The sequence below is a fragment of the Methylobacterium sp. WL64 genome (genome assembly GCF_008039945.1).
Taxonomy (GTDB): domain Bacteria; phylum Pseudomonadota; class Alphaproteobacteria; order Rhizobiales; family Beijerinckiaceae; genus Methylobacterium.
Genome location: NZ_VRVA01000050.1, coordinates 25,834 through 38,788, shown reverse-complemented (window position 1 = coordinate 38,788; position 12,955 = coordinate 25,834). Strand labels below are relative to the sequence as shown.

Below are 12,955 nucleotides of genomic sequence, written 5' to 3'. Positions count from 1 at the left end.
CCTTCACGGCGGCGACGGCGGCGTCACGGGCGGCCTGCGGGTCCTGGCCGGCGGCCTGCTGGCGGACCGTGCTCTCGATCCCGTCGAGCGGGTTCGTGATCTTGGACAGCGACGGCGCGGCGGCCTGGGCGGCCGTCTGCACGGTGCCGCCGACGAGCGAGCCGGCCCCGCCCAGGGTGCTGGTCACGCCGCTGAACGCGCCACCGACGATGCCGCCGACCGCCGAGGTCAGCAGGTACAGCACCACCAGGGTGGTCACCGCCCAGGACACCAGACCGTGCAGGCCGGCGGCGCCGGCCACGGGCTTGCCCGAGAGCCGGCCGGCCAGGAGGCCGCCGATCAGCGAGGCGACGATGCCGGAGGCGACGAACCAGATGCCGGCGCTCATCGACAGGGTCGAGGCGGCCGGGTTGTCGGCGGCGTTCATGCCGACGCTGGACAGCCCGATGCCGACGCCGAGCATGTTGAAGATGACCTGGGCGACCAGGGCCGTGGTGGCGCCGGCGAAGATCGCGCCCCAGGACACTTGGTGGAGCAGGACGGTTCGCGAGTCGCTCGCATGGGCGAGCGGTGTGGTCGAGAGGTTGGGGGAAGCGGCCACTGGGTAACTCCTGGTCGTCGTCGTCTTGGTCGTCGTCTTGGTCGTCATCGTCTTGGTCGTCGTATCGGGGTCGCCCCGGATGCGCGGCTCGGCCTCAGCGGCGGGCGTGCATCAGCAGGGCGAGGCCGTACCCGACCGCTCCGGCGATCAGCAGCGCGACGATCGGGCTTTCCTCGACCTGCCGGGCCACGGCGCGGCTGCCCCGGCGGGCGTAGTCGCCGGCATGCTCGTAGGCGTCCTCGGCGTAGTGGCCGGCCTCGTCGGCGTAGTCGGCGGCCTGGTCGGCCGCCTGCCGGACCGTGTCCTTGGCCTGGCCGTAGAGGTTCTCGGCGGAGCCCTGTGCCTCGCGGAAGCGCCCCTCGACCGAGTCGCTCTTCGAGCCGGTGAGGTCGCCGACGGCGCCCTGCGCCTTGCCGACGAACGCCTTGGCGGCGCCCGTCACGCGATCCGTATCAACCATGGTGTCTCTCCTGTCTGGCGGTCGGCGGGTGGCTTGGTGGTCGTGCGCCGCTCGACCCGGCCTACGCGTTGCGCGGGATCCCGGGTTTCGCGTCGGACGTCTGCGAAGAGTGCTGAGCCTGGCCGCCGGCGGGGATCTCCGCGGCGCCGGTCAGCGTGGGATGGGTTTCGATGGTCAAACCCATTGTTGATCCTGGCGATACTAGAGTGGGGTCTGATATCGCTGGTTCAATGGTATAATTTTACCGATTTGCTCGAACTTATGTACTAGCTTCCCGCGTGGTGAAGCCATTGTCCCGGCCCCAGACGATCACCTCGGTGCGTTTGTGGACCCCGAGCTTGCGGTAGAGGGCGGCGGCGTGGTTGCGCACGGTGTTGCGCGACAGGTTCAGACGCTTGGCGATGGCCTCGTCGGAGAGGCCGGCGCAGACCAGCCCGAGGATCTGGCGTTCCCGGACCGTGAGGCTCTGGACGCCCTCGTCGGTGCTGTCGCGGCCGGGATGGCGCAGGCCCGCGAGCTTCTCGATCAGGCCGCGGCTGAACCACGAGGTGTCGGCCATCACGGTCTCGATCGCAGTGAACAGGTCGCGCTCGGAGCGCTTGCGCTCGGTGATGTCCTGGAGCACCGCCAGGACGTAGTCGTCCTCGCCGATCACCACCCGCTCGGCCGACACCAGGCAGTCGATCTCGGTCCCGTCCTCGTGCCGCATGCAGGTCTCGAGGCCGAGCACGTAGCCGGTGCGCCGGACCGTGGCCTCGAACTTCGTCCGGGCGCTATCCGAGATCCACAGGCCCAGTTCCGCGGCGGAGCGGCCCACGGACTTGTCCGGGCCGTAGCCGAAGATCCGCGGGAAGGCCTCGTTGATGGCCGTGATGGCGAATCCGTCGGCCCGGGCGAGGAGGGTCGGCACCGGGGTCATCCGGAACGCGGTGGCGAAGCGGGACTCGCTCTGGCGCAGGGAGGTCTCGGCCTTCTTGCGCAGCTCCAGATCCGCGAAGGTGAAGAGCATGCACGGCTCGTCGCCCATCTCCATCGGCTGGCCGGCCACGATGACGAAGCGGGTGCCGCCATCCGGCAGCCGCAGGCAGGCCTCCATCTGCGGGATGGTCGCGCCCGCATTGAGCCGCGTCACCGCCAGCTCGCGCTGCTTGGCGTCGGCCAGCACGTCGACCTCGTAGACGCTGCGCCCGATCACTTGGTCGCGGGTGTGGCCCGTCATCTCCAGGAAGCCGGCATTGACCTTGACGTGGCGCAGGTCGGACAGCCGGGTGATCACGGCCGGCGCCGGATTGGCGTTGAAGGTCTTCTCGAACCGCTCCTCGGCCTCGAATTGCGGCGTGACGTTCTGGAGGATCAGCGCGAGGCAGCTCGGTTGCCCGGCCCGGTCGGTGGCGACCAGGCTGCGCAGGGAATGGACGAAGGCGACGTCCGGCTTATCGGACCGCACCACCTCGACGATGACGTCGTGGAACGTCTCGCCCCGCACCACCCTCTCGATCGGGTAGGACTCGGGCTGCCGGTTGTTGCGGTAGCGGACGGAGAACCGGTCGCGGTAGGCGTCAACGGTCTCGCCCAGCTCCTCCAGGCTGCCGGCGCCGTGCATCGCCAGGGCGGCGTCGTTGGCCCAGGTGATCGTCTGATCCGGCTCGACCAGGATGACGCCCTCGGTCAGGCCGGCGATGATCTGCCTCAGCTCGTGTCTGTCGACGCCCGCGGTCACGGTGGTTCAGCTGCCTTGCCTGATGCGACCCGGACTGGATCGGCGGCGGGTAACAGGCGGCGCACCCGGTTGTTCCCTTGTGCGCAATCGGATTGCTGGTATATTTTAATTAGGATTGTAATCGGGCGTCGTGGTGTGACTCCGCGCGGACGGCCAAGGTTCTGCAATGTTCAGAGGGCGATCAAGGCCCTGCCGGAGGCCCCGAAACGTTGCCGGCTCCGCACGAGGCGGCCCTCGCGGACGCAGTCAGGAGAGGGTTGGTCCCGGTCTTGGGCGAGGGCGACGAACCGACCTCGTGGAGCCCGTTTCCCGAAGGCGACGGATCTCCTGTGGTGTGAACCCAATTCGTTGGAGCATTGTACGGCTGCTTTCGACCGAGGATGTTTGAAAACGACAAAGGGGTAGAAGGATCTTCCCGAGAACAACCTGGGCAGCGCCGAAATTTAGGCCTAAATCGCGTCAGAACCGCCCTGCAGCGGGGCCGCTTGTCTGCAGCGTAGAGGATTGTTCTACAATTTCGGCAAGCGCTTGCGTTTTCACACAGGCTCGACCCAATCCAGCCACCGGGACCGCTGTTGCCGCTTCTCAAAAGCGGTCGTTCGTCAGCCCTCCGGCAACTTCGGCTCGGGGTGGAGAGCGGACTTTGGCCGTTTGCTAGGTAGCGGATATCCGCCTCGCGGTGGCTGGTGCGTCCTGGTAGATCGCGTAAGCCGAAACACCGAATAGGACGACCATGACCTTTCAGAATGAGATCGCAGCGTTCTTCGACAGCTACGTCAGTGCGTTCGTTCGCCGCGACGCCGATGCGTTGAGCGATCTCTGGGAGCCGGTTGGACTGTTCCCGTCTCCGACCGGCAACTTTGCGATGCCGAGGGAGGCGTTCCGCGACCATTGCGTGACGCTGCTAGACTTCTATCGCAAGCAAGGGGTCGTTCAGCCTGTGGGCGAACTGCTGTCGGCGGTCGAACTCTTCCCGAATGTCGCTCAGGCTCGGATGGCTTACCGGATGCAGGGCGAAGGAGAAGCACTCATCGCAGAATGGGAGCACGTCTATATTCTGCGCCGCAGCGACCGTTGGCGGGTATCGTTGACGATTGCCGATGGTGAGATGGCAGCATGGGCCGCACGAGGGGCGCAACTCTAACCCTCGAATGTCAAGCACTCCGCACAGGTAGTTCACGCAGGTGCATCGCCAAGAAGCGGGCACTGCGAATGGCTCTGAAGGGTCGCGAGCGGGCGGGACAGCTTTGTCTGCTTCTACCAATTTCCACCCGAAAGCGCACGTGCAGCAATCCACCCAGGCCGGACGTTGAGCAGAGCAGTAGGTCGCGGGCTGCTACCAACCCATATGCTGCTAGAGCGGCTCCGTAAGGGGACTTTCGGTCTCGATCCTGTCGTGGGCCCCGCAAAGGAGCGCGCCGATGCCTTCCCGAACGTTTTGCGTGACAGGGTTGTAGACGATCATGCCCAGATCTGGACGGCCGTCCACGGAGAAGGCCGAGAATTCCAGCTCGATGGAGCCCAGGATCGGATGCCGGAGCCGCTTGACCCCGTCCGTGTGCGCCCGGACGTCGTTCTCCTGCCACAGGGCTGCGAACTCCGGGCTGGTGCGACTGAGTTCCTCCGCCAGTTCGTTGACCTCGGATGCGGCACCCGCCCGCACTGCGTCCGCCCGGAACGCGCCTACGACATAGCGAGCGACGCTATGCCAATCATGCTGCGCCGCTCGCACACGCGGGTCGCCGAACATGCGGCGCAGAATGTTGCGCTCGCCAGGAGGGACCGTGTCCCAGTCGGTCAGTACGACGGCCGCGGCGCGGTTCCAGGCGACTACATCCCAGGTCGCCGTCTTGATCAGCGCGGGGCTGACCTCAAGCGTGTCGAGCAACCGCTGCAGGCGCGGGGTGATCCCTTCCTTCGGCGTGTAGCGGACCTCGGGAGGACGCCCGAGGGCGAGCATGAACACGTGCTCGCGCTCGGGTTCAGTCAGCATCAACCCGACCGCGATGCGGTTCAGGACGTCAGCCGAGGGCGCTCCGCCACGTCCCTGCTCCAGCCACGTGTACCAGGTGGCGCTGATGTTCGAGCGCTGGGCGACCTCTTCCCGGCGCAGGCCGGGCGTGCGCCGGCGGCCCGAGAACCCTAGCGCGGCAGGATCGAGCCTAGTCCGCCGATCCCGCAGGTATGCTCCGAGCGAGGTTTCAGTGCTGGCAAGCATGGCGATCCTGTTAGTCGCTATACCGGGATACGGTCACTACTTTAACGGGATCAACAGTCAGCGGATAGTTGGCGTCTGAACCCAACGGACCGCTTCCCATGCTCATCTTCCTCACCGGCGCCACCGGCTTCATCGGCTCGGCCATCGTCCCCGAACTCCTCTCCGCGGGCCATCGGGTCCTCGGGATGACACGGTCGGAGGCCGGGGCACGGGCCCTTACCGAAGCCGGAGCCGAACCGTTCCTCGGCAACCTAGAGGACGTCGACAGCCTCCGTCGCGGCGCCGTCCAAGCCGACGGGGTCATTCACACCGCCTTCGACCACGACGACTTCTCGAACTTCGTCGCCAACTGCGAGAAGGATCGGCGCGCCATCGAGGCCCTGGGCTCGGCGCTTAAGGGGTCCAACCGTCCCCTCCTGATCACGTCCGGGGTCGGCTTCGGTTGCTCGGCCCCGGGGCAGCTGGCGCGCGAGGACGTTTTCAATGCCGAGTATCCGAACCCCCGTGTGGCCTCGGAACTCGCGGCGGCGAAGCTCTTGGACGAGGGGGTGAACGTCTCGGTGATGCGCCTCCCGCAGGTCCACGACACGGTCAAGCAGGGGCTCGTGACCTACCTGGTCGATCTCGCGCGCGTCAAAGGCGTATCAGCTTATGCCGGAGGCGGAGCGAACCGCTGGGCGGCGGGTCCCGTCCTCGACGTTGCGCGCCTCTATCGTCTTGCAGTGGAAAAGGCGGATGCGGGGTCCCGTTACCACGCGGTCGCCGAGGAGGGTGTCAGCACCCGCGACATCGCGGAGGTCATCGGCCGCGGCCTTAAGGTGCCGGTATCTGCCATCTCGTCGGAGGAGGTAGCCGGACACTTCGGGTGGCTCGGCATGTTCGCCGGCCACGACATGTCAGCGTCCAGTGTCTGGACGCAGGCTCAGCTCGGCTGGCGTCCGACCGGACCGAGCCTGCTGGCCGACCTTGAGCGGATGGACTACTCCCGTGCCTCGTCTTGAGATGTTGGTCGACGCTAGTGAACGAGCTTCGACGCTCTCATTTGTTGACCGCGGAATGTCGCAAACCAATCTGACCTCAACATAGAGCGGACGGACGGGTTTCGACCCAACTACGACGTAGCCAGGGATTCGGCCGTCGCTCGAAAGCAGACGCTCCAACCTGCTCGTTTGTCAGCACCCATCGCCTGCTTCGTAACTCTTGAGGGCCTCTGCAGCGTCATCGAAGGCCGCCCAGGTCTTTCGGGCAAGGCTTCCACCCACGCTGCAGCGACGGACCCCGCATTCGGCGAACGCCCGGATGCCCGCGTCGTACTGGTGCACGACGACGTTGACGGGCTTTGGGGCGACCGCCGCGACGAGTTCCGCGACGGCACCTTGATCGAGGATGAAGGGCACGAAGAGGCAGTCGGCGCCGGCCTCCGCATAGGCGACGACGCGCGCGATGCTGGCAGTCACCGACATGCCGGCGACACGGAAGTTTTCGTTGCGACCGACGAGCATCACCGTGGGATCGATGGCGTCGATAGCCCTGCGCGCGGCCGCGATCCGTTCGACGGCGTGAGCCGTCTCGTACATCGCGGTTCCGGACCAATCCTCGATCGACAGGGCGGCCACGCCCGTGTCGACCGCCAGGGCGACGTTCCGCGCGACATCCTCCGGACGGTCGGCGAAGCCGTTCTCGAAATCGGCGTTGACTGGTAGAGGGGTGCTGGCAACGAGCATCCTCAGGTGATCCAGGATGGCCTCCAGACCGAGTTCCCCATCCTGCCGGCCGGCGGCCCATGCCGCACCCGCGCTCGTCGAGGCGAGGGCCTTGAAGCCGAGCTTGGCGAGTCGAACGGCGCTGCCGCGGTCCCAGGCATTGGGCAGAAGGAAGAAGCCGCTCTCGTGAAGGCTGCAAAAGGCCTTCCGCTTCTCCACCGTGGTGGTCATCGGTTGATCCATCGTCATCAGGCCCTGACATCGTCCAGCCGACGCCGCTGCTGGCCAGCCTCGTCGAAGTTCGAGGGCGCGAGCCAGGCGGTCAACGCGGCCGAGATCCTGGGCCATTCAGGGCTGATGATCGAGAACCAGGCCGTGTCCCGGCTCTCACCCTTCACCATCATGTGCTGGCGGAAGATGCCCTCGAAGGTGAAACCGAACCGAGCCGCCGCGTTCCGCGATGGTGCGTTCCGGCTGTCGCATTTCCATTCGAACCGTCGGTAACCGAGTGTCTCGAACGCGTAGGCGGCGAAGAGGGAGAGCGCTTCCGTCGCCACCCGTGTCCTTGCGATGGCCGGTCCCCAGAGAATGTTGCCGATCTCGATGACGCCGTGGGTCGGATCTATGCGCATCAGGGCTTGGCGCCCTTCGGCCCGTCCCGTCGCTTGGTCGATCACGGCGAAGAACAGTGGATCGTGCGACGTCGATGCTGTCTCAAGCCAAGCGGCAAAGCTGGGCTCATCCACCGGTGGTTCATCGAAGAGATAGCGGAAGCGATCCTCGGCGCCCGGTCGGAGCGCCGAGTGAAGGAGCGTCGGACCGTGTCGCGCGGGGCTCAGCGGCTCGAGGCGCGCGTAACGCCCTTCCAGCACGCAAGATCCGGGCTTCGGGACGCCGGTCCAGTTCTGTCGATCCATAGCTTTCAGTAATCTATCTGAGATGAGGGAGTATTGGATAAGGCAAGCCTGATCCGTTCAGCAGTGTCCGGACGGTCTTGCCACTCAGAAGGCAATCCCGAGAGCGACGCCGGCCAGAATCGCGAACGCAGAGAGGACGAGAACCGGGTCGAGCCCTTCACCGAGGAAGACGGCGGATAGGCCGATCCCGAGAACGGGCGTCGCCAAGAGGCCAAGAGAAGCCTTGGCTGCCGGCAGGCGGCGGCTCACGACGGTCATTGCCCAAAAGCCGAGTGCCGTCCCAATCACGCCGTTATAGGCAAGTGCGATGAGGACGGAGGCGCTCATCCGCGGGGATGGCGCACCGTCGACCAGAAGTGCGAGCCCGACGAGAACCGAGCTAGCCAGCAGGCACTGCCAGGGCATGAGTTGAAGCGGCGTCGCCGTCCAGCGGTGGCCGCGCGTATAAACGAGGCTGACGGACCAAGAGAGTGCGGCCAGAAGCAGAAGGCCATTGCCGTAGAGAGCCGCTGGGCTTCCCCGATCCAGACCACGCGGTCCTAGGAGGAGAAGCAGTCCAAAAAGCCCGATGGCGATGCCAATCGCCTGACGCGTCGTGATGCGCTCCCCAAGGAACAGGAACGCAGCGGGCGCCACCCAGAGCGGCGTCGTGTAACCCAGCACGATGGCGCGGCTCGCTGGAACGAATGTCATGCCCACCGTCATGAGCGCCGCGAAGGCGACCATGTGGAACAAGGCAATGACGAGCACGACGGGGAGGTCAGCACGGGGCGGACGAACGAGATGCCCCGTGGCCAAAAGCGCCGGAAACAGGACCAGGGTAGCCAGAACGGTACGGATGGCAACGGCCCAGAGTGGCGTGATCTCCCGAACGGCAACCTTGATGACAACCCAGTTGAGGCTCCAGGCCACCACCACGAAGGCGAAGAGACCAAGCGTCGAGAGAGCAGAGGCCGGAGACGGTCGGCGTCCAAGAACGGTGGTGGCGGAGCTGGACGTCATGCCTAGAGGGTCCCTGAGAGCACCTTACCTTCGTCTCAAAATGGTTTAGCGTAGAGTGCCATTATCGGTGTTTTCGGCTAGTCCACTTGGATGCCGAAGCAGCGAACGACCATTGTGATCCCCTCCCTGAGAGCCTTCGAGCGGCGCGACGGCCACCTCGGCCGCCAGATCGCGCAGCGCCTGCGTGATGCCGTGGCGAGTGGCGAACTGAAGCCAGGAGAGCGGCTTCCATCGACCCGCACGCTGGCTGCCTCCCTTGGGGTTGCCAGAGGGTTGGTGGTCGAGGCGTTCGACCAGCTCAGGGCGGAAGGCTACCTCGACGCGCGCGTCGGTGCGGGTACCCGTGTCGCGTCGACGCTCAGCGACGAGCCGCTGGTCACGCCGCCAGAGTCGAGCCTACATCTGATATCCTATGAAATGGTCTTGCCGCCTGCGGCGGAACGACTGGCCGCCTTCGCCCGTGCCGTCGCGTCACAGCCCCAGGTTCCCTTCGCGGTCGCCGTGCCGGCGGCCGGCATTGCCCCCGACGACACGTGGCGAAAGCTCGGCAATCGTGTCCGGGCTTCCAGTCGCTCCGCACCGGCGGGCTACGCCGATCCGTACGGACTACCCGCGTTGCGAGCGGCAATCGCCGATCACGTACGCCGCGCACGCGCGGTTCGGTGCGGAATGGAGAACGTCATCGTCACGTCCGGCACCCAGCAGGGCCTCTACATGGCCGGTCGGGTGCTGCTGTCGCGCGCCGATGCGGTCTGGGCGGAGGACCCGGCCTATCCGGGCTTGCGGGCCGTGTTGGAAGACCTCGGCGTCCTCACGCACCACCTGCCCGTGGATGAGCAAGGCCTCGACGTGCAACGCGGCCTATCAATCTGCGCGACGGCCCGCGCCGCCTTCGTCACCCCCTCTCATCAATATCCGGTCGGGATGCCGATGAGCATGGCCCGGCGCCAAGCCCTCGTCGCGTGGGCCGAGCGTAATCAGGCTTGGATCGTGGAGGACGATTACGACAGCGAGCTGCGCTACGCGGGGCATCCCTTCCCGGCCATCCAGGGGCTCAGCCCAGCGCGGGTCATCTACCTCGGCACCTTCAGCAAGGTGCTGTTTCCTTCGCTGCGGCTTGGCTACGTCATCGCGCCGAGTCCGCTGGTCGAGGCGTTCGCCGGTGCCCGAGCGATGCTCGACCGACACTCCCCCACCGCTGATCAGCACCTGCTGGCCGCCTACATGCAGGACGGTTCATTCGAGGCCCATGTCCGGCGCATCCGCGGCCTCTATGCCGAGCGCCGGGCCGTGCTGCTGGAAGCGCTCACGCCGGCCCTGCCGGAGGGCTGGTCCATTCAGCCGAGTGACCAGGGCATGCACATCGTGCTGTGGCTGCCGGAAGGGGCGGACGATGTGCAGGTTGCTGCCCGGGCGCAGGCCATCGGTTTGGTGATGCGTCCGATCTCGCCGATGTACGCCGAGCTACCCGGACGTCCGGGACTGATGCTCGGCTTCGGCGGTTTTCTGCCCGAGCAATTGCGCGACGCAGTCAGGCGACTCGCTACCCTATTCGTGCTGCCTCCGCTGTAGCTCGTTCAGGATAGCCTGTGCGAGCTGATGTAGGCAGCTTCCGCTTAGAGCCTCATCCACTCCCGAGCAGCCGTTCTGCCTTCCACCCACCCCGGCCGTAGAGCAGACGGACGGGTCCCGACCCAACACAGTCATTAGGATCACCATCAGCGCTTCCCGAAAGCGGCCATTCGTCGGCCGTCCGGCAAACTCGGCTCGGCATGGGTAACGGACCTTGACCTTCTGCCCCGAAGCGGACACCGAACCATTGGAGTGCAGCAGTCACCGTCTACCGGCAGAGGCCAAGCTGCCTCTGTCAATGATCTCGACCGCGCCACGACGTAGCTCGACCAGACCAGCCTCTGCCCATTGCGCCAGAATGCGACTCACCACCTCGCGGACGCTGCCGATGTCAGTAGCTATTTCCTGGTCAATCGAAAGACTGGCGCCATGGACCTGATCAAGGGTGAGAGCCGCAAGGTCGATAGGATCTCGTGCCGCAAGCACGACAGCCTCATCCCGATTCCAGTGGACGAGCGTCCGGCGAACGAATTCTGAGTGACCCGTTCTGGCTCCGAACGCATCTGAGGAGGCGGGTATCCCTGACGTAGCTAATTCGCGCATGCCCTTGCGCTTGCGTTCCGTCACGCACCTGATCGCCGCCACCGTCCTCCTGCCCCTGGGCATCCTGCTCCTCGGCCTGTGGGAGCAGGAGCGGGCCGGCGCCGATTGGGCCGACCTCGTCGCCGAGCGGGAGCACCTGACCCGGATCGTCGCGGATCTGGAGGCGCGGGCGCCGCCGGACGGGCGCCCCGATTTCCGGATGCAGTTCCGCCGCAACGGCAAGGGTTATGGCGGTCCACTTGCCCTGGTTCAGGCCCGGGCGGCCCGGGACGAGGTCGCGACCCTGACGACGGTCATGGACTGGCGCCGCCTGCTCCCGCCCGTGGTCGTCGCGGCCGGGGGGGGCGCCGCACTACTGTCGATCCTCGTGCTCCTCGCCGGCGCCGCTCTCGGGGGGCTGGGGCGGGCCTCGCGCGACGCGCTGGTGGCCGGTTTCTCGTGGATGCGCCGCCTGCTGCCGCCGGTGCTCGCCCTCCAAGTGCTCTTTACCACGGCGGGCTTCGTCGCCGCCGTGGTCTTCGAGGCCGGGTTGCTGGCACGGCCCGGGCTGGGCGGCAGCGAGATCAAGATGCTGTTCGTGGCCGTCGTCGCCATCGGGGCGGTCCTGGTCGCGGCGGGCGCCACAGTGCTCGGCCTGCGCCGTGCGCTCTCCGCCTTCGAGCCCGACCCCCTGTCGATCTTCGGCCGGGTCGTCTCGCCCGCCGAGGCGCCGGGCCTGTGGCGGCTGATCGAGGGGCTGGGTGACCGGCTCGGGGCGTTGAAGCCCGAGGCCGTGGTGGTCGGCCTCACGGGCGGCTTCTTCGTCAGCGCCGGTCCTGCCGTGGTCGAGCCCGGCGGCGCGCCGCTGACGGGCCGGATCCTCTACCTGCCGCTGCCCTACCTTGCCCTCCTGCGGGGCGACGAGGTGGCGGCGATCATCGGCCACGAACTCGCCCACTACGCCGGGGGCGACACCGTCTACAGTCAGCGATTCCTTCCCATCTACGCCGGCGTCGGGCGCTCCCTCGACGCGGTGGCGGAGGGACATGCCGGGTCCTTCGGGCTGCTCGGTCCGTCCCTGCGCCTCGGCGTCTTCGTCATGGAGAACTTCCACCTCGCCGTGCGCCACTGGAGCCGGACCCGCGAGTTCGCTGCCGACGCGGCGGGCGCCGGCCCGGTCTCCGTCGACGCCGCCGCGCGGGCGCTCCTGCGCACCGGGGCCGTGGCCCCCCGCATCGCCGAGACCTTGGACGCCGCCGCCGAAGCGCCCGGGTCCGCCCCGGCCGACCTCGTGGCGGCGAGCCTCGACCACGCCATCGCGCGCGGCCTCGACGATCCGGCGACGCATCTCGAGGCGGAGCAGGCCCACCCCACCGACACCCATCCGCCGACCCGCGAGCGCGTGGCAGCTTTGGGACGGACCCTCGATACCGAACTCCTGGCCGCCGCGGCCGCGGTGCCACCCCCGCACGCGCTCGGCCAGCTCGCCGCCTACTTCGCCGACCCCACCGGCCTCTGCCGCGCGGCGACGCACGACTTCCTCGACGCGGTGCGGACCCGCGACGCGGCGTTCCGCGCGCACCTGGAGGCGACGGTGGCGGAGATCGGCACCGAGGCACGGGTGCTGCGCGAAAGCACCCGCCCGGGGGCCATCGCCCTCCTGGTCGCCGGCGGCTTCTTCATCGGGGTCGCCCTCCTGTGGCTCGCCGCCGGCCTGCCCGGCCTGTCCGCCAGCCAGGCGGGGGCCGTTATGGGGGTGGCGCTGGCCTGCGGGGCGGTCCTCGGCGGCATTGGCGGTTTCCGGCTGTGGCGGGGCGAGCGCACGACGATGATCCTGAGCCCCAATTCCGTGGCGGTGCCCGGCCTCGACCGGCCGATCTCCTGGGACAGCATCGCCGACCTCGACATGACGACCCGGCAGAACGGCGTCGTCACCCGCCTCCTGCTGCCGCCGGAGGCGCCGTTCCCGCAACGGGTGCCGGGCGGCCGCAAGGTGAAGCTCGATGCGGGCCGGCGTATAGTCACCATCACGGCGGGCCTGCCGTACCGGATGTCTGTACAGGACTTCGCCGGCCTCATCGGCCGCTACCGGCAGGCGGCGCAGGCGCGCCGTGTCCTGGCCGAGACCGCGGCGGCCTCCGAATCCTCCCAGACTCCCTTGATCCCGTGAGGTTCCGAGC

At 67.3% G+C, this 12,955-nt stretch carries 13 protein-coding genes; 4 read left to right on the top strand and 9 right to left on the bottom strand.

Going from position 1 to position 12,955, the window contains the following annotated elements; genetic code table 11:
* From FV242_RS19475 to FV242_RS19465, 4 genes are all read right to left on the bottom strand, one after another.
* On the bottom strand, nucleotides 1-601 hold a 601-nt coding region (locus tag FV242_RS19475), incomplete at its 3' end, for a PhnA-like protein (RefSeq protein WP_147940062.1).
* Nucleotides 602-695: 94 nt separating this feature from the next.
* Nucleotides 696-1,061 carry a CsbD family protein gene (locus tag FV242_RS19470; protein ID WP_147940061.1) on the bottom strand — a complete coding sequence of 122 codons (366 nt, stop codon included), beginning with the start codon at nucleotides 1,059-1,061 and terminating at the stop codon, nucleotides 696-698.
* 61 nt (nucleotides 1,062-1,122) lie between these two features.
* Nucleotides 1,123-1,245 carry a hypothetical protein gene (locus FV242_RS36120; protein ID WP_281407080.1) on the bottom strand — a complete coding sequence of 41 codons (123 nt, stop codon included), beginning with the start codon at nucleotides 1,243-1,245 and terminating at the stop codon, nucleotides 1,123-1,125.
* A gap of 75 nt (nucleotides 1,246-1,320) precedes the next feature.
* On the bottom strand, nucleotides 1,321-2,781 hold the full coding sequence (locus tag FV242_RS19465) for a helix-turn-helix transcriptional regulator (protein ID WP_147940060.1): 1,461 nt from the start codon (nucleotides 2,779-2,781) through the stop codon (nucleotides 1,321-1,323).
* A 733-nt stretch (nucleotides 2,782-3,514) separates the two neighbouring features.
* On the opposite strand from FV242_RS19465, the gene FV242_RS19460 reads away from it, so the two are divergent.
* Complete coding sequence (locus FV242_RS19460) at nucleotides 3,515-3,925, top strand: nuclear transport factor 2 family protein (RefSeq protein WP_147940059.1); 411 nt, start codon at nucleotides 3,515-3,517, stop codon at nucleotides 3,923-3,925.
* Nucleotides 3,926-4,135: 210 nt separating this feature from the next.
* Here the strand turns inward: FV242_RS19460 and FV242_RS19455 are convergent, their stop codons facing one another.
* The gene (locus FV242_RS19455) at nucleotides 4,136-4,999 is read right to left on the bottom strand and encodes a helix-turn-helix transcriptional regulator (protein ID WP_147940058.1); all 864 of its coding nucleotides are present in this window, start codon (nucleotides 4,997-4,999) and stop codon (nucleotides 4,136-4,138) included.
* Between the two features lie 98 nt (nucleotides 5,000-5,097).
* Here FV242_RS19455 and FV242_RS19450 point away from each other — a divergent pair, with 98 nt between their 5' ends.
* Nucleotides 5,098-6,000: an SDR family oxidoreductase gene (locus FV242_RS19450; protein ID WP_147940057.1), complete on the top strand. Its 903-nt coding sequence runs from the start codon at nucleotides 5,098-5,100 to the stop codon at nucleotides 5,998-6,000.
* 171 nt (nucleotides 6,001-6,171) lie between these two features.
* On the opposite strand, the gene FV242_RS19445 is transcribed toward FV242_RS19450, so the two are convergent.
* From FV242_RS19445 to FV242_RS19435, 3 genes are all read right to left on the bottom strand, one after another.
* The gene (locus FV242_RS19445) at nucleotides 6,172-7,050 is read right to left on the bottom strand and encodes an isocitrate lyase/phosphoenolpyruvate mutase family protein (protein ID WP_210248943.1); all 879 of its coding nucleotides are present in this window, start codon (nucleotides 7,048-7,050) and stop codon (nucleotides 6,172-6,174) included.
* A complete protein-coding gene (locus FV242_RS19440; protein WP_147940056.1) occupies nucleotides 6,951-7,619 on the bottom strand; it encodes a GNAT family N-acetyltransferase in 669 nt (222 codons plus the stop codon). The genes FV242_RS19445 and FV242_RS19440 overlap by 100 nt, the downstream gene beginning before the upstream one ends.
* Nucleotides 7,620-7,703: 84 nt before the next feature.
* Nucleotides 7,704-8,621 carry a DMT family transporter gene (locus FV242_RS19435; protein ID WP_147940055.1) on the bottom strand — a complete coding sequence of 306 codons (918 nt, stop codon included), beginning with the start codon at nucleotides 8,619-8,621 and terminating at the stop codon, nucleotides 7,704-7,706.
* 90 nt (nucleotides 8,622-8,711) lie between these two features.
* Between FV242_RS19435 and FV242_RS19430 the strand changes: the two genes are divergently transcribed.
* The gene (locus FV242_RS19430; RefSeq protein WP_147940054.1) at nucleotides 8,712-10,193 is read left to right on the top strand and encodes a PLP-dependent aminotransferase family protein; all 1,482 of its coding nucleotides are present in this window, start codon (nucleotides 8,712-8,714) and stop codon (nucleotides 10,191-10,193) included.
* A 261-nt stretch (nucleotides 10,194-10,454) separates the two neighbouring features.
* On the opposite strand, the gene FV242_RS35605 is transcribed toward FV242_RS19430, so the two are convergent.
* Nucleotides 10,455-10,595, bottom strand: coding sequence for a helix-turn-helix domain-containing protein (locus FV242_RS35605; protein WP_274533561.1), 141 nt, complete (start codon nucleotides 10,593-10,595; stop codon nucleotides 10,455-10,457).
* Between the two features lie 199 nt (nucleotides 10,596-10,794).
* Between FV242_RS35605 and FV242_RS19420 the strand changes: the two genes are divergently transcribed.
* Nucleotides 10,795-12,945, top strand: coding sequence for a M48 family metalloprotease (locus tag FV242_RS19420; protein ID WP_147940053.1), 2,151 nt, complete (start codon nucleotides 10,795-10,797; stop codon nucleotides 12,943-12,945).
* The last annotated feature ends 10 nt before the right edge of the window (nucleotides 12,946-12,955 follow it).